The organism is Acuticoccus sp. I52.16.1, from assembly GCF_022865125.1.
GTDB lineage: Bacteria > Pseudomonadota > Alphaproteobacteria > Rhizobiales > Amorphaceae > Acuticoccus.
Window position 1 is genome coordinate 3,012,509 of sequence record NZ_CP094828.1, and the last position, 21,850, is coordinate 3,034,358.

A 21,850-nucleotide genomic window follows, 5' to 3' on the forward strand; every position below is an offset into this window, starting at 1 on the left:
GCTTATGAGGACGGCGATGTGACCCCCGACGAACGACGCGCCAGCATCGCTGAGCTGGTGATGGCGCGCGGCCGCCAGTCGGTCGATCATCTGGCCGACACGTTCGGCGTCTCGGCCGAGACCATCCGGCGCGACCTCGCCCGCCTGTCCGAAGAGGGCCGCGTCCGAAAGGTTCACGGCGGCGTCCAGCAGGCCCCCCTCCACGCCGAGGGCAGCTTCGACGAGCGTGTCGCCGAAGACGCGCCCGCCAAGGCCGCCATCGCCCAGCGCCTGGCACAGATCGTCCACCCCGGCGAGACGCTGTTCGTCGATACCGGGTCCACCACGCTCGCCGCCGCGCGCGCACTGGCGGCGATCCCGGGGCTCACCATCGTCACCAACGCCCATGCCGTCGCCGCCGCGTTCGACGCGCGCGCCCACGTCTACTGCGTCGGCGGCCGCTACCGGGCCGACAACCGGCAGACCGTCGGTCCGATCGCCATCGAGGACCTCGCCCGCTTCCAGGCCGACCGCGCCGTCCTCACCGTCGCCGCCATCGGCCGCGAGGCCGGTGCCGCCGATGCCGACTTCGACGAGGCGCAGGTCGCCCGTGCGATGATCGCCCATGCACGCCAGACCGTGGTGCTGGCAACGGCCGCGAAATTCGCCCGCCGCGCCGCCTTCCAGGTGTGCCGCACGGCCGAGATCGACCTCCTCATCACCGATCGCCGGCCCGAGTCCGACTTGGCCATGGACATGCATGCCGCGGGCGGATCGGTTCTGGTCGCACCCGCGCCTGCTGCGGGCCGCGACGAAACCCCGCCGGCGCCGCGGATCGCGCAGCCGGCCTGAGACGAAAGGACGACGATGCAGCGGTGGCTGAACGGATACGTGACCATAGTGGGCCGCCTCTCGGGCGCGGTCGGCGTGGTGGCCATGTATCTGATCTTTGCGATGATCGGCATTCTTCTGCTCGATGCCATCACGCGAAACGTGATCGACATTCCGCTGCACTGGTGCATCGAGGCGGCGCAGTTCACCCTCGCGGCCTACTACTTCACCGGCGGCGCGATGACCCTGCGCGACGACGACCACGCCCGCATGGACCTCTTCTACGAGCGCCTCTCGGTGCGCGGCAAAGCCTGGCTCGACCTCGTCACCTCGGCCTGTCTCATCTTCTACCTGGTGGTGCTCCTGATCGGCGCGGTCTCGTCCACCCAGTACGCGATTCAGACCGGGGAGACGCGGTTCTCGATGTGGAATCCGTCGATGATTCCAATCAAGGTGCTGATGTGCTGCTGCATCGTTTTGATGCTGCTGCAGTCCGTCGCGCTGATCATCAAGGACCTGACCATCCTGCGTGAGCCGGCCGCGCAATGACCAACGAACTCATCGCAATCTTGATGTTCGCCTCGATGCTGCTGCTCGTGGCGACCGGGCAGCGGGTGTTCGCGGCGATCGGCTTCGTCGCCTCGGCGGCGGTGCTGCTGCTCTACGGCACGGGCGGGGTCGAGATCCCGTTCACGGCGGCGTTCAAGCTCTTCAACTGGTACCCGATGCTGACGCTGCCCCTGTTCATCTACATGGGCTACGTCCTCTCCGAGTCGGGCATCGCCGAAGACCTCTACCGGATGATGCACGTGTGGTTCGGCAAGATGGCCGGCGGGCTCGCCATCGGTACCATCCTGCTGTGCGTCATCATCTCGGCCATCAACGGCCTGTCGGTCGCCGGCATGGCGATCGGCGCCACCATCGCGCTGCCCGAGATGCTGCGCCGCGGCTACGACAAGGTGCTGATCACCGGCGTCGTGCAGGGCGGCTCGTCCCTCGGCATCCTCGTGCCGCCGTCGGTCGTGATGGTGCTCTACGGCATGATCGCGCGGCAGCCGGTCTCGCAGCTGTGGCTGGCGGGCGTCTTCCCCGGCCTCATCATGGCGGTGATGTTCGGGCTCTACGTCTGGCTGCGGGCCAAGGCCAACCCGGCCCTGGCGCCCAAGCTGACTGAGGAAGAGCTGGCGATGCCGCTCGGCGAGAAGCTGAAGCTGCTGCGCGCCGGCATCATCCCGTTCGCGATCTTCTTTCTGATGACCGGGCTCTTCGTGATGGGCTACATCAGCCTCGTCGAAAGCTCGGCCGTCGGCGCCACGGCGGCGACGCTCGCCGCTGCCCTCAAGGGCCGCCTGTCCTTCCGGATGATCCACACCACGGCGCGCAAGACCATGTCGGTCTCGGCGCTCTTCCTGTGGCTGATCCTCGCCGCGCTCGCCTTCGGCGCCGTGTTCGACGGGCTGGGCGCCGTGCGCGCCATCGAGAACCTCTTCATCACCAACTGGGACCTCTCGCCCTGGCAGGTGATCATCATGATGCAGATCTCGTTCATCATCATGGGGATGTTCCTCGACGACACGGCGATGCTGGTCATCGTCGCGCCGCTCTACATCCCGTTGGTGCGAATTCTGGAGTTCGACCTGATCTGGTTCGGCGTCCTCTACACGATGACCTGCCAGATCGCCTACATCACGCCGCCGTTCGGCTACAATCTCTTCCTCATGCGGGCACTCGCCCCCAAGGAGATCACGTTGCCGGACATCTACCGGTCGATCTGGCCCTTCGTCATCATGATCGGCCTCGTCATCGCGCTCGTCATGGCGTTCCCGCAGATCGCGCTGTGGCTCCCGCAAACCGTCCGCGGCTACTGACGCGGACCCACATGGCCCCCCACGGGCCGGACAGAAGCGGCCGCTGGGCCGACCACAAGTGAGGAGAAGGTGAATGACTGACCAACCGCAGAGCCCGTCCGAGAAGATCCTCGCCAGCCGCCGGTCCTTCATGAAGAAGGCCGGCCTCGGCGGTGTCGCGCTGGGGGCGTCCACCCTCGCCGCGCCGGCCGTCGTCAAGGCGCAGGCCCCCATCAAGTGGCGCTTGCAGACCTACTCCGGCGCCCCGCTCGGCGCGCACGTGATCAAGCCGCAGATCGAGGCGTTCAACGCAGCCGCCAATGGCGAGATGGAGATCGAGCTCTACTACGCCGACCAGCTCGTCCCCACCGGCGAGCTGTTCCGCGCCATGCAGAACGGCACCATCGACGCGGTGCAGTCCGACGACGCCACCATGGCCTCGCCGGTCGACATCTCCGTCTTCGGCGGCTACTTCCCGTTCGCGACCCGCTTCTCGCTCGATGTCGCGTCGATGTTCATGTACTACGGCCTCGACGAGATCTGGGCCGAGGCCTACGGCGAGGTCGACAACGTCACCTGGCTCTCCACCGGCGCCTGGGACCCGCTCCACATCTTCACCGTCAACGAGCCGATCCGCTCGCTGGAAGACATGCGCGGCAAGCGCGTCTTCGGCGTGCCGACCGCCGGGCGCTTCCTCTCCCGCTACGGCCTCATCCCCGTGACCGTGCCGTGGGACGACGTCGAGGTCGCGATGCGGACCGGCGAGCTCGACGGCGTCGCCTGGTGCGGCTTTACCGAGGCCTACGAGGTCGGCTGGGCGGACGTGTGCAACTACGCGCTCACCAACTCCGTGACCGGCGCGTGGTTCGGGTCGTACTTCGCCAACACGGAAAGCTGGAACAAGGTGCCGCCGCACCTGCAGCAGCTCTTCAAGTCCACCATCGACCAGTCGCACTACTACCGCAACGTGTGGTACTGGGGCGGCGAGGCGAAGCTGCGCGTCGAGGGCGAGAAGATGGAGCTGACGTCCATCCCCGCCGAAGAGTGGAACCAGGTCGTCAAGGACGCCGAGAGCTTCTGGGACGAGATCGCCGAGACCTCCGAGCGCAACGCCCGCGTGGTCGAGATCTTCAAGAAGTACGCCGGCGTGCAGGAAGCGGCGGGCTATCCCTACCGCTGAGCCGCCTACCGCTGACCCCCGCGCCTGAGCGAGCGGGGCCGCCCAGCGAGGGGAGTTCCCCCCTCGCGCTCCCTCCGTCTCGCCGACGGGCAGGCCGTCAGGTCAGCCGGCTGAAGAAGCCGTCTGGCCTGACGACCGGATCCAGCCTGGGAGGAGGGGGGCGACGGCGTCAAGCGCCCGTCCTCGCCATGCTCGCCCTGCGGGCTGCGCGTGGCTCCGGGCGGGCACTTGACCCCGCCGCTCCCCTCCGAGGCGGTCCCCGTGGCGGAAGGGAAATATTTCCCGCGGAAGGAATGGTCGCCGCGGTTTGACAAACCGGTCCTTGAAGGCTTGGGCTCCTCTCGCGCAACATCGCCGATCATCGAGCCACCGCCCACCGGACCCGACCCATGCCCGCAGACCTGACCTTCGAAACCCTCAAAGACGATGTCGCCGCGGGCACCATCGACACCGTGCTCACCTGCGTGGTCGACATGCAGGGCCGCCTCATGGGCAAGCGCTTCCACGCCGCCCACTTCGTGGATTCGGTCGCCGAGGGTGAGACGCACGGCTGCGACTACCTCCTCGCCACCGACCTCGAGATGTACACCGTCCCCGGCTACACCTTCTCGTCCTGGCAGAAGGGCTACGGCGACTATGTCCACAAGCCGGACCTTTCGACCCTGCGGCGCGTGCCGTGGCTCCCCGCCACCGCCATGGTGATCTGCGATGTGCTCGACCACCACACGCACGAGGCGGTGCCCCATTCGCCCCGCGCCATCCTCAAGCGGCAGATCGCCCGCGCCGAGGCGGCCGGCTTCACGCCGATGATGGCGAGCGAGCTCGAATTCTTCCTCTTCGAGGAGGCCTACGAGACCCTGCGCGACACCCGCTACACCGAGCTCCAGACGCTCAATCGCTACAACATCGACTACTCGATCTTCGGCACCACCAAGGAAGAGGACGTGATGCGGGCGATCCGCAACGGGCTCTACGGTGCGGGCGTTCCGGTGGAGTGCACCAAGGGCGAGGCCGAGGTCGGCCAGGAAGAGATCAACGTGCGCTACGCCGAAGCGCTGCTCGCCGCGGACAACCACGCCATCGTCAAGAACGCCTGCAAGGAGATCGCCCACGACTACGGCCGGTCGATCACCTTCATGGCGAAGTACGCGACCGACAAGGCCGGGTCCTCCGCCCACGTCCATCAGTCGCTGATGGGGGCGGACGGGCCGGCATTCTTCGACCCGGCGGGCGAGCACGGGATGTCGGACACGATGCGCGCCTACGTCGCCGGGCTGCTCGCTCATTCGGCCGAGATCACCTATTTCCTGGCGCCTTACGTCAACTCCTACAAGCGGTTCACCGAGGGGCTGTTCGCGCCCACCAAGTCCGTCTGGTCGACCGACAACCGCACCGCCGGCTTCCGCGTCTGCGGCGCGGGGACGAAGGGCGTGCGCATCGAGTGCCGCATCGGCGGGGCCGACCTCAACCCGCATTTGGCGTTCGCCGCGCAGCTCGCCGCCGGGCTCGACGGGATCGAGAAGGGGATGACCCTGGAGCCGGAGATGAGCGGCGACGTTTACCAGGCCGGCAACGTGCCGGAGGTGCCCAAGACCCTGCGCGCCGCCGCCGCCAACCTCGAAGGCTCGGCCATGCTGCGCGCCGCACTGGGCGACGACGTCGTCGACCACTACGCCCGCGCCGCCCGGTGGGAGATCGAGGCGCTCGACCGCGCCGTGACCGACTGGGATCGGTTGCGCGGCTTCGAGCTCGCCTGAGCTCGGCCCCCGAACCACGCCATCTCGAAGACCCATCTCGAAGACAGGGGCCGGGCCGAAGGCGCCCGCCCCGCCGCGTTCGCCAGAGGACCCACGATGAACCTGACCGGCAACTGGTCGTACCCCACCGCCATCCGCTTCGGCGCCGGGCGCATCGCCGAACTCGCCGAGGCCTGCGAGGCCGCCGGCATGACGCGCCCGCTGCTCGTCACCGACCGCGGCATGAAGGACCTCCCCATCACCCGCCGCGCGCTGGAGCTCATGGAGGCCGGCGGCCTCGGCGCCGCGCTGTTCGCCGAGGTGGACCCCAACCCGACCGGCGAGAACCTCGAGGTCGGGCTCGAGGTGTTCCGCGCCGGCGGGCATGACGGCGTCGTCGCCTTCGGCGGCGGGTCGGGGCTGGACCTTGCGAAAATGGTCGCGTTCATGTCGGGCCAGACGCGGCCGGTGTGGGACTTCGAGGATATCGGCGACTGGTGGACCCGCGCCGACCCCGCCGGCATCGCCCCCTCCGTCGCGGTGCCGACGACGGCCGGCACCGGCTCGGAGGTCGGCCGCGCCAGCGTCCTGACCAACACCGCGACGCACGAGAAGAAGATCATCTTCCACCCGCTGGTGCTCCCGAAGGTCGTCATCGCCGATCCGGAGCTGACGGTGGGCATGCCGCCCGCGATCACCGCCGGCACCGGCATGGACGCGCTGGCGCATTGCCTGGAGGCCTACTCCTCGCCGTTCTACCACCCGTTCAGCCAGGGGATCGCGCTGGAGGGGATGCGCCTCGTCTTCGAGAACCTCTATCGCGCCTACAGCGTGCCGGACGATATCGAGGCGCGCAGCCACATGATGAGCGCGGCCGCGATGGGCGCCATCGCCTTCCAGAAGGGGCTCGGCGCGATCCATGCCCTGTCGCACCCGGTCGGCGCGCGCTACCACACCCACCACGGCACTACCAACGCGGTCGTCATGGCGGCGGTGCTGAAGTTCAACCGGCCGGCGATCGAGGCGCGGATCGAGAAGGCGGCCGCCTACCTCGGCATTCCCGGCGGGTTCGACGGGTTCGCCAAGCAGGTGGACGACCTGCGGGCCTCGCTCGGCATCCCGGAGCGGCTCGGCGCGCTCGGCGTCGACACCGCGCAGCTGGGCGCGATGGTGGACGCGGCACTGGCGGACCCCAGCGCCGGGGGGAACCCCGTGACGCTGACCGCCGAGAATGTCCGCCGGCTCTTCGAAGAAACGATCTGAGGTCGCGAGGCCGGCGCGGGCGCGGCGGTCACTGGCCGCCGCGCCCGCCTGGTCGGGCTCAGGCGGTCCAGACCTGATCGCGGCGGTCTTCCACGCGCTTGGCCTTGTGGGTGGCGCGGGGGAGGGCGTCCGCCTCCAGGATCGCCACCTGCACGCCGACGCCGGTGATCGCCTTGATCTGGTCCTTCAGGCGCTTGGCGAGGTCGTCGTCGGTGCCGTTGAAGCCGTGGATCTTCTCGGCCTCGACGGTCAGCGTGTCGAGGTGGTTCACCCGCTCCACCACCAGGCGGTACTCGCCGGTGAAGTCGTGGTCCTTGCGGATGATCGCCTCCACGTCGGACGGGAAGATGTTGACGCCGCGGATCACCAGCATGTCGTCGAGCCGGCCGTGCACGCCCATCAGGCGCTGGCTGGTTCGCCCGCAGGAACACGTCTCCTCCGTGAAGGAGACGATGTCGCCGGTGCGGAAGCGGATCAGCGGACGGGCGCGCTTCTTCAGCGTGGTGAGCACCATCTCGCCGCGGCCGCCGGGGGGGACGGGCTCGCCGGTCTCCGGGTCGATCACCTCGACGTGGATGTGGTCCTCGGCCCAGTGCAGGCCATCCTTGGCCTCGCACATGCCCGCGCAGGCGCCGAACACGTCCGAGAGGCCGTAGTAGTCGAACACCTCGGCGCCCCACAGGTCCTCGATGCGCTTGCGCGTCTCGGGGATCGAGCCGCCCGGCTCACCGGCGACGAAGATCTTGTCGATCGCGAGGTCGGTCCTGGGATCGATTCCTTCCTTGAGGGCCGTCTCGCCGAGGTACCAGGCGTAGGACGGCGTGGTCCACATCGCCGTCGCCTGGAAGGTCTTCAGGATCGACAGGAGCCGGTCCGACGGGACGGTGCCGGCGTGGATCGACAGGGCGCCGATCTTCTGCGCGCCGAGGACGCACGGGCCGCCCACGAAGAGCGAGAAGTTCAGCGAGTGGGCGTAGCGGTCTTTGGGGCGCAGGCCCGACGACCAGAAGAGCCGCGCCTCGAAGTCCATCCACTCGTCGAAGTCCTCGGCGGTGAACGGGGAGATGGTCGGGACGCCGGTCGAGCCCGACGAGGCGGAGACGTAGACGACCTTCTCCTCCGGCACGGCGGCGAGGTCGCCCAGCAGCGGTGCGGCCTCTTGGCGTTCGCGCAGGATGGACTTCTGGATCGTCGGAAATTTGGCGAGGTCGGAGAGCGACGTCACGTCGTCCGGGCCGACGCCGGCGGCATCGAAGCTCTGCCGGTAGTAGGGCGAGTTGTCGTAGGCGTGCCGCATATGCTGCTTCAGCAGGCCCAGCTTCATCGCATCCCATTCGGCCCGGCTCTGCGTCTCGAGCCGGGGGTCCCAGTAGGGGCGATCGGTGTCGTCCGCGGGGGTCAGGTCGGCGCCGGGTTGGTGAATGTTCATGCGGGGTCCTCGTCGCGAGTTCAGGATCGCGCCTGCGCGAGCAGACGCCGCGGCCGGGCGGCCGGCTGGGTGAAAGGACGGCTCGCCGTGTGGGGTCACGCCCCGCGCGGCGCACCCGCCCGCACGAGGCGAGTGCCGTCACAGCCGAGCACCGCGATCGGCGGGGCCGCATGGGGCGCGGCCGTCCCGGAGGCGCAGGCGGGCGCAGACCGGACGGACATGCCGCCGGCCCCCGCTCGGTGCGCACGCCACGGGGCACTCGGGGTCTGCCGGAACCTAGCGCGGCGGGCCGCCGATTAACACACCTCAAGGGTGCAATGCGGCGCTCGGCCGGCGTCCCCCGGGCGGAGGGCGTTGTCAAAAGCCCTGCCGTGACAGTCGGTTGGCTCGTGGTCGTGCCGCGTCCCGCTAGGTGCGGGTCTGCTGCGACCAGCGCGAGTGGGACGTGTTGCGCATCATCCGCTTCTGCGCGGCGATGCGGTGAGGGGCGTTGGCGGCGCCGTAGCCCTGGTAGTCGCCACGCCGCTCGACGATCTCGAAGAACATGCCCTCGCCGTAGGTGCGGCTGTAGAACTGGAAGAACTCCCCGCGCTCGTCCGCGTCGAACAGGATGTTGGCGGCGCGCAGCCGGCCGAGCAGCTCACCCTCCAGCTCGAACCGGGCGGCGAGGTCGTCGTAATAGTTGGGAGAGATCGGCAGCACCTCGAACCCGCTGGCGAGGAGGGCGGCGGCGGTGGCGAAGATGTCGTCGCAGGCGAACGCCAGGTGCTGCACCGAAGAGCCGAAGCTTTCGGCGATGAAGCGGCCGGCGAGCGTGCGGTGCGATTCGGCCCCGTTCAGCGTCAGCCGCAGCGTGCGGTCCGGGCTTTCGATCGCCTGGCTGCGGACCAGGCCGCCGGGGTCGACGACATCCACCATCGGCGCCTTCGCCACGTCGAAGATGGAGGTGTAGAAGAGCGTCCAGGTGAGCATCTCTTCGTAGTTCATCGTCTGGGCGATGTGGTCGACGCGGGTGAGGCCGGCCTCGGTGCCGGCGCCCGGCGCGCCTTCGATCGGCTGAAACTCGATCTCCCACACGCGCGACAGCTCGCTCGCCCCGTCGACGAAGTGCATCACCCCGCCGCCGACGCCGCGAATCGCCGGAATGTCGAGCTCGCCCTCGACGCGGGGTTGGCTGAACGAGGTGGCGCCGAGCGCACGGGCGCGCTCCACGGTCGTCGCCGCGTCCGCCACCTTGAGGCCGATATCGCACACCGAGACGCCGTGCGTGAGGTAGGCGGAGTGGGCGAAGCCCTCCAGCTCGGTGTTGATGACGATGTTGATGCCGCCCTGACGCCAGAGCGTGACGTCACGGGCGATGTGCCGGGCGATCCGGCGGAAGCCCATGCTGGCGAGGATGCGCCCGAGCGAGGCGGCCTCGGTATCGTCGGCCGCGAACTCGATGAACTCGACGCCCTCGACCGGGACGCGCGGCGGCATCGCCGGCACGTGTGGGGCGACGGCGGGCTCGGCGCGGCGCACCTGATCGGCGAGGTAGAGGAGGGAGCGGTGCCCGTCGACGGCGATGGCGCGCGGGCTGCCGCCGCGGAACTGGTCGTTGAAGATCTCCAGCGAGAGCGGGCCGGCATACCCCGTCGCCATCACGGCACGCATGAAGTCGACCACGGGAAGGTCCCCTTCGCCCGGCATCACGCGGAAGTGGCGCGACCAGTAGAAGAGGTCCATCTCGATCAGCGGCGCGTCGGCGAGCTGGACGAAGGCGATGCGGTCGCCGGGGATGGAGCGGATCGTATCGGGGTCGATCTGGCGGGCCAGTGTGTGGAAACTGTCCAGGATGACGCCGACGTTCGGGTGGTCGGCACGGCGCACGATCTCCCACGCATCGCGGTGGTCGTTGACGTGACGGCCCCAGGCGAGCGCCTCGTAGCCGAGCTTGAGACCGCGGGCGGCGGCGCGCTCGCCCAGCTGGCGAAGGTCGTCCGCCGCGCGGTCGATGCCGCCGATCGCCTGCGGGTGGAGCGAGGAGCAGATCAGCATCAGCTCGCAGCCGAGTTCGTTCATGAGGTCGAACTTGCGCTCGGCACGGTCGAACGCGCGGGTGCGCAGCGGCTCGGGCAGGCCCTCGAAGTCGCGGAAGGGCTGGAAGAGGGTGATGTCGAGCCCGTGGTCGCGCACCATGGCGCCGACGTCGCGGGGCGAACCGTCGAAGGCGATGAAGTCCTGCTCGAAGATCTCGATGCCGTTGAATCCGGCGCTGGCGATGGCGGCCAGCTTCTCCGGCAGCTCGCCGGCGATGGACACCGTCGCGATCGAGGTCTTCATGCTCAGGCCCCTCATTCCATGCGCATTCTTCATATCGGTGCGACGGCGGGGCTGGGAACCCATCTTTCGGGCGAAATGTTCGTCAGGCGGATTTCGTGGGCGAAAGGCGGGAGGGCACCATGGTCGACAGCGCACCGACGGGCCGACTGCAGGCGATCCTCGACGAACTGGGCCGCGTGGGCGCGCCGGCGGGACGCGGCTGCGAGGACGGCGAGCCCGCCGCGGCCGACCGGGACGGCGGGGGCGCCAGCGGCGGCAAAGTGTCGGTGGCGCAGATCATGGAAAGCGTGGGGCGGTCCTCCTTTGCCGCGCTTCTCCTGGTGCCGAGCCTCGTGGTGGTCTCGCCGCTCAGCGGCATCCCAGGCGTGCCGACGGTGGCCGCGGCGATCATCATCCTCATCTGCCTGCAATATCTGTCGGGCGCCCGGTCGCTTTGGCTGCCGGGTCGGATTCAGAGGATTACGGTCCGGCGCTCGTTGCTGTGCCGGGCGTTGGCGGGGCTCAGGCCATTGGCCCGAGCGGCGGATCGGGTCGTCCGTCCGCGGATGACCTTCCTATTTACCCGGACAACCTTCACGTTGATCGCGATCGTGTCGTGTTGCCTCGCTGCCTTGATGCCGCCGATGGAGGTCCTGCCGCTGACCAGCTCCATCACGGCCTTCCTGATCGCGGTGCTGGCGCTGGCGGCCCTGGCGCGCGACGGAACCCTCGCGATCCTGGCGATCGGCCTTATTTTCGCCGCACTTGCATTGGGTGGCAGCCTGCTCTGGCCGATCGGCTGACAGGCCGGCCGTCCGCTCCGCCGAGCCGCCTCGGATGTCGTTCGAGGCAACCACGTTCAGCTTCCGTTCAAATTGCGCATGAGGAACTGAATGCTTCTGGTTCGGTCGTGAGATTGGATAGACATTCTGTCTCATTCTCACAAAATGTTGTTGCCAGGGTGCGGGCCAAGGAATATGCTCCCAGCCAGAGTGAAAAGGCATCGGGATGGCATACCCATCCCCCTGCCCGGACGGCACGAATTCGTTTCGAGGCAGTGGGACGGTGCCCGCGCGGCGGCCGTTCCGTCGCCGGCACGAGCATTTCAGGAGGGACGGCGGACGATGGCGCAAGTCGAGATCATGATCGTCGAAGACGAAGCCATGATCAGCTTCGATCTCGCCGACCTGCTGCAGACGGCCGGGTATCAGGTCAACGGCCCGCATGCGACCGCCTCCGAGGCGCTGGAGGCGATGGCCGACGCGCAGCTCAACCTCGCGATCCTCGACGTCGACCTCGGCGACGGGCAGACGAGCGATCCCGTCGCACAGCGTCTGGCCGCGACCGGGACGCCGTTCATGTTCGTCTCCGGCTACACGTTCGCCGGCAGCGAGATCTTGCAGCGCTACCCGGACGTGCACCACATCTCCAAGCCGTGGGATCCGCAGGATCTCTTGCGCGTGGTGGCGCGCACCGTCGGCCCGCGCCTCGTGAGCGACACGCAGCCGGCCTGAGGCGCCAGCCACCGGGAGGCGGCCGGCGCGCCGCCGTCAGGCCGGGTCGAGCACGCGGCCGGGGTTGAGGATCCCCTTCGGATCGAGAGCGGCCTTCAGGGTGTGCATCAGCTTCAGTTCCGCCGGCGTGCGGCTATAGCCGAGGTACGGCCGCTTCAGCCGTCCGATGCCGTGCTCGGCCGAGACCGAACCCTGGAAGCGGCGCACCACTTCGTACACCCCCTCGTCGACCGTGTGCTTCTCCTCGGCGGTCACCGAGCCCGTCCCGCCGTCGAGCGGACCCACGACCACATGCAGGTTGCTGTCGGCGACGTGGCCGAAGATCACGTGGATCGCCTGGGGCCACCGGGCCGCCGCCACCTCGCGCAGGGCCGCGACCGCCGGGCCGATGCTTCCGCGCGGCAGGCTGATGTCGAGGTTGACGCGGTTCTTGTGGAAATGCCCGTACTCGTAGACGCTCTCGCGGAAAGCCCACATGCGCTGCGCGTCCGCGCCCGACTGGGCGATCAGCGCGTCCGCGACGAGCCCCTCCTCCATCCATTCGCCCAGCGCCTCGGTGACGCGATCCGCGTCCGGGCAGCCGAGCTCGATCAGCAACGTCACCTCATGGCGTTCGGCGAAGGGCTGGGCGAGCTTCAGCCCGTCGATCGCGACGTCCATGAATTCGCGCCACATCGCCTCGAAGGTGAGGAGGTCGTGGCCGAAGCGGGATTGGATGCGCGCCAGCAAGGTGAGCATCGCCTCCGCCGAGGGGGCCGCCACGAGCGCCGTCTCCACCGCCGGCGGCTTGGGATGCAGGCCCAGCACGACGCGGGTGACGATGCCGAGCGTCCCCTCGCTGCCGATGAAGAGCTGCGTCCAGTCGTAGCCGGTGTTGTTCTTCATCATCTTGTTGAGGGACGTCAGCACCGTGCCGTCGGCCTGGACGGCTTCGAGGCCGAGGACGTTGCGGCGCGTCATGCCGTAGCGCACGACCTGGTTGCCGCCGGCGTTGGTGGCGACGTTTCCGCCGATCGTGGCGGTGCCGCGTGCGCCCAGGTCGATGCCGCAGAAGAAGCCCGCCTCCTCGGCGGCCGCCTGCACCTCGGCGAGCGGGGTGCCGGCGAGAACGGTGAGCGTGCCGGCGACGGGGTCGATCTCCTCGATCCCGCGCATGCGTTGCAGTGAGATGGCCACTTCGCCCTCGCCCGGCTGCGCGCCGGCGGCCAGCCCCGTCATGCCGCCCTGGGTCACCACCGGCTGCCCGGCCTCGTTGCACAGCGCCAAGGCGGCGGCGACCTCCTCCGTGGTGCGCGGCAGCAGCAGCGCCTTGGGCGTCACCGGCGTCAGGTTCGACGCATCCACGCAGTTGTTCGGCGGGATGTCCGCGCCGACGCGCACCTGCGCCTCACCCAGCCGCGCGATCAGCCGGCCGATCAACTCCTCGCCCACGTTCCCTCCGAAGCTCTTGTCCGTGCGATCATATGCCTTCGCGCTGCGCCCGTCTCGCGGCCGTCAGCGCACCGTCGCCTTCATGGTGGCGCGCCCGTTCTCGGCCGCGGTCCAGGCGTCCAGGCCGGCCTCGGTCCGCGCGACGTTGACGGTGAAGCGGTCGCCGTCGAACAGGGGGCCGACGCCGCGATAGTCCATCTGCGTGATGCCGCCCAGGGTGCGCGCGGCGAGCTGGGCCAGCAAGGTCGCCTGCAGCGGGCCGTGGACGACGAGGCCGGGGTAGCCTTCCTCCTCGGTCGCGTAGGGCCGGTCGTAGTGGATCCGGTGGCCGTTGAAGGTGAGCGCGGAATAGCGAAACAGCAGAAGCGGCGTCGCGGCGACGGTCTCGCTCGCGTCGGCGGCCGGGCCGGGCTCGGTCGGGGCCGGCGGCAGCGGAGTCGGCGCCATCTCGCGGTAGACGATGTCCTGCCGCTCCTCGATCGCGGTGCCGCGCGCGGTGACGATCTCGTGGTCGACGGTGACGAAGCACAACGGCCCTGTGCGCCCCACCTTCAGCGCCACGTCGGTGATGGTCGAGCGGCGGGTCACCACGTCGCCGATCGCGAGCGGGGCGCGGAAGGTCAGCGCCCCGCCGGCCCACATGCGGCGCGGCAGCGGCACCGGCGGCAGGAAGCCGCCGCGGGCGGGATGGCCGTCGGGCCCGGTCGCGCGTTGCGGCACCGTCGGCGGGGCGAGGCACCAGTGGAGGCACAGCGGTGCCTCGTCGCCCAGCGCGTAGGTCCGCTCCTGATCGAGCGTCGCGGCGAAGGCGTCGGCGAGGCGGACCGAGAGGTGGTCGCTGACCTCTTCGGTGCGCCCGATCCATGTCTTGAGATGTTCGGTGTCGACGTCCATGGCACCCTCGGGCGGTGCCCGATCTTGCGCGGACACCCTGTTTTGCCTCGGCGATATATCACGCGGCCTCGTGCGTCGAGGCCTCGCCGCGGCGCTGACGCGCGGCTTTCGCGGCTGCCTGTGCCCGGCGCCGAGCCAACCCTCGGGATAGGGTGAGGTGAACGAATAGTCACTTGAGTTTGCGGGGCCGGTGCGAGACCCTTGCAATCGACCCGGCGGAGACCCACATCAGGCGGTCCCGCGGTGCTTCGGACCGCGGAGGCCATGCCGCGTGCGCGGGTGGCTCTGTGAAAAGGGGGACATGATGGCCCAATCGCTACCCGCGATCGCATCCGGCGAGGCCGGACTATCGCGCTACCTCGACGAGATCCGCAAGTTCCCGATGCTGGAACCCCAGCAGGAGTACATGCTCGCCAAAGCCTACCTCGAGCATGACGATTCGGACGCGGCGCACAAGCTCGTCACCAGCCATTTGCGCCTCGTGGCGAAGATCGCCATGGGCTACCGCGGCTACGGCCTGCCGATCTCCGAGGTCATCTCGGAAGGCAACGTGGGCCTGATGCAGGCGGTCAAGCGGTTCGACCCGGAAAAGGGCTTCCGCCTCGCCACCTACGCCATGTGGTGGATCAAGGCGGCGATTCAGGAATATATCCTGCGCTCGTGGAGCCTCGTGAAACTCGGCACCACGGCCAACCAGAAGCGCCTGTTCTTCAATCTGCGCAAGGTGAAGAGCTCCATCCAGGCGCTGGACGACGGCGACCTGCGGCCCGACCAGGTGACGCAGATCGCCACCAAGCTGAACGTGCCGGAATCGGACGTGATCTCGATGAACCGCCGCCTGTCGGGGGATTCGTCGCTCAACGCGCCGATCCGCCAGGAGGCCGACTCCGGCGAATGGCAGGACTGGCTCGTCGACGAGTCGGTCACCGCCGAGGAGACGCTGGCCGAAAGCGAGGAACTCGACACCCGCCGTGCCCTGCTGAAGGACGCGCTGGGCGTCCTCAACGAGCGCGAGAAGCGCATCTTCCAGCAGCGGCGCCTCGCCGAGGAACCGATGACCCTCGAGGCGCTCTCCGAAGAGTTCGGCGTATCGCGCGAGCGTGTCCGCCAGATCGAAGTCCGCGCCTTCGAGAAGGTGCAGAAAGCGGTCGTACGCGCCGCCCGCGAGATGGAGCGCACGCCCGAGCAGCTCGCCTCCCCGGCCTGACTGCGCCCTTCCCGCGACGCGCCATCCCACGACGCGCCACGTCACGACGAACAAAAGCCGGGCCGCGTGCCCGGCTTTTTTGTTGCGTCGGGCGACCGGCGGGTGCGCCAACGGGGCGGGTGGCTTGCGTCGGGCGGTGGGTTGGGCGACATCGGCGGGAAGGAGTCCCGCCCATGATGTCCCGCGCGCGCCGCCGCACGCTCTCGTTCGGCCTGCAGACCGTCCTCGGCCTTCGCCGGAAGGGGTATTTCATCCCGATGCGGGGGGCGGCCGCGGCCGTTGCCGGAGCCGGCCGCGAGTTCGACGCGCTGCGCCCGGCGTTCGAGGCCGCCCGGCCGGCGTTTGCCGCGCATCTTGCGGCCATCGAGGCGCAGCAGGCGGCGCTGGCCGCGCTCGACGGGCCGCCGCCCGAGCCCCGTTTCGGTCAGATCTGGTGCCCCCGCCTCGACGCGGCGGTCCTCTACGCGCTGGTGCGCACCCATCGGCCGCGGCGCATCGTCGAGGTCGGCTCGGGCCACTCCACCCGCTTCCTCGCGCGCGCGATCCGCGACGGCGGGCTCGACACGCACCTCACCGCCATCGACCCGGAGCCGCGGGCCGACCTCGCGGGACTGCCGATCACGTTGGTGCGAACGGTGGTGCAGGCGGCCGACCCGGCGCCGTTCGCCGCCCTCACGGCGGGGGACGTGCTCTTCGTCGATTCCAGCCATGTGATGATGCCGGGGACCGACGTCGACCTGATCCTCAATCACGTCTTGCCGATGCTGCCGGCGGGCGTCTTCGTCGCCTTCCACGACATCTTCCTGCCGCGCGCCTACCCGGACGCTTGGCCCTTCACCGCCTACAACGAGCAGAACGCCGTCGCGCCGCTGCTGCAGGGGCGGGCGGAGCTGGTCTGGGCCTCGGCCTTCGTGCTGGCGGAGATGGGCGAGGCGGTGGGACGGACGTGGATCGGGCGCCAGCCCCTGAAGGACGGCGCCCGCGAGAGCCTTCTCGTGCTGCGTCTCGTCTGATCGGGCAGCGCGCCCGCGCCGGATCCCGGTTCAGCCTTTGCCGCGGCCGCCGAGCGCGACGGCGTGGTTGTCCCACCTCCCGTTCACGTGGGCGAGCGGCGCGTCGCCGGTCCAGATCGTGCCGGCCCCGTCGGCGGCGAGGAAGTCGTGCCCGGCCGCGGGCGCGACGGCGCATACGTCCGGCGCGGTCAGCGTCGCGACGATGTCTCGCGAGGCGGCGTCGAACACCATGACCTTGCCGCCGCGCGGGCTGGAGGCGGCGATGCGGGTGCCGTCGGCGCTGGTCTCCACCGCGCCGATATAATGCGCCATCGAGGCATAGGCGTCCGGCACCTCGATCATCTCCAGCGCCTCGCCGGGGCGATGGCGCCCGACCAGCGGCACCGTATCGGTCTCGGGCCCCTCGTACTGCCCGCCGAACCAGACAGAGCCGTCGCCCGCCTGGGACACGTGGCGGATCGAAAGCTGGTGGAAGGCGGGGAGTTCGGCGCTGGCGAGTAGGTCGCCGGTCTCGATGTCCACGTAGGACACGGACGGCTTCATGAAGGGGAGGTTGAGCTTCTGGCGCGGATAGTCGGGATGGGTGGCGACGCCGCCGTTGGCGCAGGCGACCGTCCGCCCGTCGGCCAGCAGAACCGCCTCGTGCGGACCGATGGCGCCGGTCTCGATCTCGCCGATACGCTGCCAGTTGGCGCTGTCGTAGACGCCGAGCAGGCCGCGCTCCTCCTCGAAGTCGTTCTCGGTCGCGTAGAGCAGCCGCCCGTCGGCGCCGAAGAAGCCGTGACCGTAGAAATGGCGGTCGTCGGGGGAGGCGAAGGCCGCGACGCGGCGGCCGCGACTGAGGTCCAAGACGATGGCGAAGCGGCCGGGGCGGCGGGCGAACATCACCACAGTGCGCCCGTCCGGCGAGACGGCGGCGTCATGACCGCGGGCGGATAGCTCCTCGGTGAAGAGGTCGTGGCCGGCGCCGTCCAGCACCACCGCCGAGAAGCTGCCGTCGGCGTTCTGGCGCGACGCGATGTAGGCCGGGTCCGTCCCGGCGCGGGCGAGCGTGGCGAGCGGCGTCAGACCGGCCGCGCCGATCATGGCGAGGACTTGGCGGCGGCTCTGCATGTTCAATCTCCGTCGAGCGAGTTGAAGCCGAGTGTCAGGCCGAGCGCGGCGGGCATGCGCTGGTCGAGGATGCGGAAGGTACCGCCCAGCGGCGAGCGGGCATAGGCGAGGCGCCGGTGCGCCTCGGGATCGGCGACGATCTCGGCGAGCGGGCGCGGATCGTCCGCCAGCGGCGCGATGGCGCCCTTCGCGCGTGACAGCTCGAAGGCGAGGGCGCCGCGCATCTCGCGCTCGCCGGCCGGCAGCACGGTGGCGACGGCGGCGCCGAGGGCGGCGATCCCGTCGATGTTGGCGTCGATCGAGGTGAGCGCCAGGTTGGAGCGCCAGAACGGGGCGAGGCGGGGGCGCGCATCGGCCGGCGCGTCGCCCAGGACGTTGCCGAGCTTGAAATCGCGCACGATCTGCACCTCTTCCGCGGCGGCCTTGACGAGATCCTGCGCCACCTCGCCGTGGCTGCGGTAGATGTTGCCGTCCGCGGCGCGCATCAGCGCCGCGTAGCCGCCCGCGCCCTGCCAGCCGTCGAGGATCGCGGCGGCGTTCCGCTCGATCGTGGCGGCGATGGCGGCACCGTAGCGGCAGCGGAAGCTCTGCGCGTCCATCAGTGTCTCGTTGCCCTCGCCGGAGAGGACGAAGTCGAGCGCCAGGAGGCCCTGCACGGCGACGCTCTTCCGGTAGAGCGTCTCGGGGTCGGTCGCGGTCTCGTCCTCATCGGCGAGGAGGGACTGGACCTGCCGCAGGCCGCGGCCCCGCCGGTCGGGCCAGAAGAAGATCCGCTCGAACCGGTTGTCCTCGCGCGCGGGGCCGAAGCGGTAGAGCTCGACCCGGCCGAACGCGGCCACGAGGTCGGCGAAGCGGGCGCGCGCGGCCATGAGCGCCTCGGGCGGGGAGGGCGCGCGGCAGAGCGCCTCCATCGCCTCGGCCTCGGCGGCCGCGGCGTCGACGAGGGCGGCGTAGGCGGGGACGATCACATCGTCGATCGCCCGCTCGACGGCGGGGCGGAAGGCGACCTGCGCGGCCGCGGGGGCGGTCAGCGCGAGGGCGGCGAGCAGGGAGAGGATCAGGCGTGACATACCGGGCCGCATCATAGGGAGTTCAGGAACGCGAGGAGCGCGGCGCGCTCGTCGGGGGTCATGGCGGCGACCGCGTCGCGCGCGGCTCGCGCCTCGCCGCCGTGCCACAGGATCGCCTCCAGGAGGGTGCGGGCGCGACCGTCGTGGAGGTAGAAGGTGTTGCCGTTGACGACCTCTGTCAGGCCGATGCCCCAGAGCGGCGGGGTGCGCCACTCGGTGCCCGTGGCGTCGCCCACGGGGCGGCCGTCGGCGAGGCCTTCGCCCATGTCGTGCAGCAGCAGGTCCGTATAGGGCCAGATGAGCTGGAAGCGCAGCTCCGGCTGGGCGGCGTCACGGCTGGTGACGTATTTGGGCACATGGCAGGACGCGCAGCCGGCGCCGTAGAACAGTGCCTTGCCGGCGAGCACGGCCGGGTCGTCGACGTCGCGGCGGGCGGGGACGGCGAGGTTCTGCGCGTAGAACGTCACCAGCGGCAGCACCGGGTCCGGGGCCTCGACGTCGCCCAGTTGCGGCTGCACGCCGCTCGGCATGTCGCGGCAGATCGACTGGGCGAGCGAGCACTCGCCGAACGCGTCGGTGACGAGCGGGGTGGAGATGCCGATGTCGCCGCCGAACGCCTCGGCGCTCTGCACGCGGATAGAGGGGGTCGTCGCCTTCCAGCCGAAGCGGCCGAGGACCAGTTCGCCGGTCTCCGGGTCGCGCACCATGGACGGGCGGCCGGAGACGCCGTCGCCGTCGGCATCGTCCGGGTCGGCGTTGGCGAGGATGTCGGCCGGCTCGATCGCCTCCAGGAGGCCGAGGCCGATCATCGGGTTGGCGAGGCGCGGCGAGACCATCGTCTCCGGGTCCATCGGCCCGAAGCCGAGGTCGGTGATGCCGTAGACGGGCCGCGTCAGCGTCACCGTCTCGCCGCCGGCGAGCGTCACCTCGTGCGTCTCGTGGTCGACGGTGATGTGCCCCTCGGCCGCGAGGCCCGGCACGGCGAGGGTCTGGAGCTGCCCGCCGTAGGTCGGCTCGGGGATGCGCAGGGTGTCCTTGGCGGCGAGGGCGGCCCGCTCCTCGGCGGTGCGCGGCGGCACGGAGAGGCGCAGCAGGAGCCCGCCGGTGGGCTCGCCCGTCGCCAGCGGCGGGCGGCCGCGGCCGTCCTTCAGGTGGCAACGCTGGCAGGAACGCTGGTTGTAGAGCGGCCCCAGCCCGTCCGACGCCTGGGTCGACGACGGGGACGAGACCCACACCTTCTTGAAGAGGCCGTTGCCGACCTTGAACTCTTGCTCACCCTCGAACGGGAGATTGGCCGAGGCGTGGGAGAAGATGTTGGTGTCGATCGTGCGGGTTGTCGTCGCGGCGCCGGCGGACATCCGCTCGAAGCGCTCGGCCTCGGCGAACCGGGTCGCCGGGCGGGTGACCTTGGCGACGCGCGCCTGGTCCGCGGCGGTGAGATCGGCCCGCCCCGACCCGGCGAGGACGGCCGCCCCGCCCGCGAGGCCGAGGCCCGCGAGGAAGACCAGGGGAAGGGCGAGGCGGGATAACGCTGACAACATGGGCGGAACGCTCCGGCATGCGCCGGAGCGTCGACGCACGGCTTGTTACTGGAACACCGCGTCCGGAGAGTCGAGGCTGTCGGAGCCTTCGATCTCGATGGCGCCGAGGTCCAGCGTGGCGACGGCGCGCTCGATCGAGCGGGTCTGGTCGACGAGACCGTCGATCGCGGCCTGGACCACGGCGTTGCCCTCTTCGTTGCCCTCGCCGATCATCTGGTCGTACGCCTCGATGCTCTCGGCGCGCGCCTTCATGACGGCCATCGCGGTGACGGTGGCGTCGAGCTTGCCGGCGATCTCCTCGGCGAGCGCGGCGTCCTTGGCGGCGACGAGGTCGGCCACCGACGGCCCCTCGACGACCGATCCGTCGATCCGGCGGTAGTGGCCGGTGTAGACGTTGCGGATGCCGATCTGGTCGAAGTAGTGCGAGTTGTGCGTGTTGTCGGAGAAGCAGTCGTGCTCTTCCTCCGGATCGTGCAGCAGCAGGCCGAGCTTCATGCGCTCGCCGGCCAGCTCACCGTAGGAGAGCGAGCCCATGCCGGTGAGGATCGCGGTCAGGCCCTCGGCGCCGGAGAGGCCGGTGCGCGCCTCGCCCCCCTCGCCCCACGCCGCGACCATCTCTTCGAGGTCGGCGATGAGGAGCGTGGAGGCGGCCTTCAGATACTCGCCGCGGCGCTCGCAGCTGCCGCCGGTGCAGTCGGCGGTGTCGAAGTCGCTGGCGGGGCGGGTGCCGGCGCCGGCGTCGGTGCCGTTGAGGTCCTGGCCCCAGAGGAGGAACTCGATCGCGTGGTAGCCGGTGGCGACGTTCGCCTCCACGCCCTCGGCCTCCTGCAGCGTGTCCTGCAGCAGTGCGGCGTCGATCACCGAGGCGTCGACCGTCTCGCCGTTCACCGTGATCTCGGGATTGGCGATCACGTTGGAGGTGTAGAGGCGATTCTCGTCGGAATCGGTGCCGTAGCCGGCGTCCACGTAGTCGATGAGGCCCTCGTCGAGCGGCCAGGCGTTCACGCGGCCTTCCCAGTCGTCCACGATGGCGTTGCCGAAGCGGTAGACCTCGGTCTGCTGGTAGGGGGCGCGGGCGGCGACCCAGGCGGCGCGGGCGGCCAGCAGCGTCTCGTCGCTGGGCGCGGCGAGGAGGCTTCCGATCGCCGCGTCGAGGGCCTTCGCGGTCTTGAGCGAATCCTCGTAGCCGGCGTGGGCGATGTCGGCATAGGTGGCGAGGACGTCCTCGGGGGTGGGGGCGTCCGCGGCGAGCGCGGCAGGCATGATGCTGGCCGAGGCGACCAGGGCGCCTGCGACGGCGAGCCATCTCGTCATCGAATGTCCTTTCGCCGGCGGCGTCGAGATTGGGAGCCTCATCGCGCGCCGTCCTGTTTTATTGGTGCTGATCTGCGAGATCGAAGTACAGGCCAGGGACAGTCCGTGTCAAACCGCCAGTGAATACAGAGCTGGAACAGATCTAAACTAGAATTGCTGTAATTCTATTATGACTGACCCCCGGGCG

The 21,850-nt window shown here is 69.8% G+C and carries 18 protein-coding genes; 10 read left to right on the forward strand and 8 right to left on the reverse strand.

The features are described from left to right. The first annotated feature begins 18 nt into the window (after positions 1-18). From MRB58_RS13645 to MRB58_RS13670, 6 genes are all read left to right on the forward strand, one after another. Positions 19-831: a DeoR/GlpR family DNA-binding transcription regulator gene (locus MRB58_RS13645; RefSeq protein WP_244777680.1), complete on the forward strand. Its 813-nt coding sequence runs from the start codon at positions 19-21 to the stop codon at positions 829-831. 15 nt (positions 832-846) lie between these two features. Then, positions 847-1,359, forward strand: coding sequence for a TRAP transporter small permease subunit (locus MRB58_RS13650; protein WP_244777681.1), 513 nt, complete (start codon positions 847-849; stop codon positions 1,357-1,359). Next, entirely contained in the window at positions 1,356-2,678 is a 1,323-nt protein-coding gene (locus MRB58_RS13655) for a TRAP transporter large permease subunit (protein WP_244777682.1), read from the forward strand. Before MRB58_RS13650 ends, MRB58_RS13655 begins: the two co-directional genes overlap by 4 nt. Positions 2,679-2,751: 73 nt before the next feature. Next, complete coding sequence (locus tag MRB58_RS13660; protein ID WP_244777683.1) at positions 2,752-3,837, forward strand: twin-arginine translocation signal domain-containing protein; 1,086 nt, start codon at positions 2,752-2,754, stop codon at positions 3,835-3,837. A gap of 389 nt (positions 3,838-4,226) precedes the next feature. Further along, positions 4,227-5,594, forward strand: a complete 1,368-nt coding sequence (locus MRB58_RS13665) for a glutamine synthetase family protein (protein WP_244777684.1) — start codon at positions 4,227-4,229, stop codon at positions 5,592-5,594. Positions 5,595-5,690: 96 nt separating this feature from the next. Next, the gene (locus MRB58_RS13670; RefSeq protein WP_244777685.1) at positions 5,691-6,836 is read left to right on the forward strand and encodes an iron-containing alcohol dehydrogenase; all 1,146 of its coding nucleotides are present in this window, start codon (positions 5,691-5,693) and stop codon (positions 6,834-6,836) included. 58 nt (positions 6,837-6,894) lie between these two features. Here MRB58_RS13670 and MRB58_RS13675 read toward each other — a convergent pair whose 3' ends face one another. Both MRB58_RS13675 and MRB58_RS13680 read right to left on the reverse strand, forming a co-directional pair. Next, positions 6,895-8,265 (reverse strand): phenylacetate--CoA ligase family protein, encoded by a 1,371-nt coding sequence (locus tag MRB58_RS13675; RefSeq protein WP_244777686.1) that lies wholly within the window; start codon positions 8,263-8,265, stop codon positions 6,895-6,897. A gap of 408 nt (positions 8,266-8,673) precedes the next feature. After that, positions 8,674-10,587 carry a bifunctional sugar phosphate isomerase/epimerase/4-hydroxyphenylpyruvate dioxygenase family protein gene (locus tag MRB58_RS13680; protein ID WP_244777687.1) on the reverse strand — a complete coding sequence of 638 codons (1,914 nt, stop codon included), beginning with the start codon at positions 10,585-10,587 and terminating at the stop codon, positions 8,674-8,676. Between the two features lie 119 nt (positions 10,588-10,706). On the opposite strand from MRB58_RS13680, the gene MRB58_RS13685 reads away from it, so the two are divergent. Both MRB58_RS13685 and MRB58_RS13690 read left to right on the forward strand, forming a co-directional pair. Then, positions 10,707-11,369, forward strand: a complete 663-nt coding sequence (locus MRB58_RS13685; RefSeq protein ID WP_244777688.1) for an exopolysaccharide biosynthesis protein — start codon at positions 10,707-10,709, stop codon at positions 11,367-11,369. 321 nt (positions 11,370-11,690) lie between these two features. Then, on the forward strand, positions 11,691-12,080 hold the full coding sequence (locus MRB58_RS13690) for a response regulator (RefSeq protein ID WP_244777689.1): 390 nt from the start codon (positions 11,691-11,693) through the stop codon (positions 12,078-12,080). 36 nt (positions 12,081-12,116) lie between these two features. Here the strand turns inward: MRB58_RS13690 and MRB58_RS13695 are convergent, their stop codons facing one another. Together MRB58_RS13695 and MRB58_RS13700 are read right to left on the reverse strand one after the other, a co-directional pair. Next, positions 12,117-13,511, reverse strand: a complete 1,395-nt coding sequence (locus MRB58_RS13695; RefSeq protein WP_244777690.1) for an FAD-binding oxidoreductase — start codon at positions 13,509-13,511, stop codon at positions 12,117-12,119. Between the two features lie 63 nt (positions 13,512-13,574). Beyond that, positions 13,575-14,405 carry a MaoC family dehydratase N-terminal domain-containing protein gene (locus tag MRB58_RS13700; protein WP_244777691.1) on the reverse strand — a complete coding sequence of 277 codons (831 nt, stop codon included), beginning with the start codon at positions 14,403-14,405 and terminating at the stop codon, positions 13,575-13,577. Positions 14,406-14,709: 304 nt separating this feature from the next. Here MRB58_RS13700 and rpoH point away from each other — a divergent pair, with 304 nt between their 5' ends. Both rpoH and MRB58_RS13710 read left to right on the forward strand, forming a co-directional pair. Beyond that, on the forward strand, positions 14,710-15,612 hold the full coding sequence (gene rpoH, locus MRB58_RS13705; RefSeq protein ID WP_244781986.1) for an RNA polymerase sigma factor RpoH: 903 nt from the start codon (positions 14,710-14,712) through the stop codon (positions 15,610-15,612). Positions 15,613-15,785: 173 nt separating this feature from the next. After that, positions 15,786-16,625 carry a class I SAM-dependent methyltransferase gene (locus MRB58_RS13710; RefSeq protein WP_244777692.1) on the forward strand — a complete coding sequence of 280 codons (840 nt, stop codon included), beginning with the start codon at positions 15,786-15,788 and terminating at the stop codon, positions 16,623-16,625. A gap of 30 nt (positions 16,626-16,655) precedes the next feature. Here the strand turns inward: MRB58_RS13710 and MRB58_RS13715 are convergent, their stop codons facing one another. Genes MRB58_RS13715 through MRB58_RS13730 form a run of 4 tightly spaced genes read right to left on the reverse strand, consistent with a single transcriptional unit; the run spans position 16,656 to position 21,663 of the window. Continuing rightward, complete coding sequence (locus MRB58_RS13715) at positions 16,656-17,738, reverse strand: DUF1513 domain-containing protein (protein WP_244777693.1); 1,083 nt, start codon at positions 17,736-17,738, stop codon at positions 16,656-16,658. 2 nt (positions 17,739-17,740) lie between these two features. Beyond that, on the reverse strand, positions 17,741-18,808 hold the full coding sequence (locus MRB58_RS13720) for an imelysin family protein (protein ID WP_244777694.1): 1,068 nt from the start codon (positions 18,806-18,808) through the stop codon (positions 17,741-17,743). A gap of 11 nt (positions 18,809-18,819) precedes the next feature. Next, positions 18,820-20,349 (reverse strand): di-heme oxidoredictase family protein, encoded by a 1,530-nt coding sequence (locus tag MRB58_RS13725; RefSeq protein WP_244777695.1) that lies wholly within the window; start codon positions 20,347-20,349, stop codon positions 18,820-18,822. Between the two features lie 45 nt (positions 20,350-20,394). Further along, entirely contained in the window at positions 20,395-21,663 is a 1,269-nt protein-coding gene (locus tag MRB58_RS13730; RefSeq protein WP_244777696.1) for an imelysin family protein, read from the reverse strand. Between the last annotated feature and the right edge of the window lie 187 nt (positions 21,664-21,850).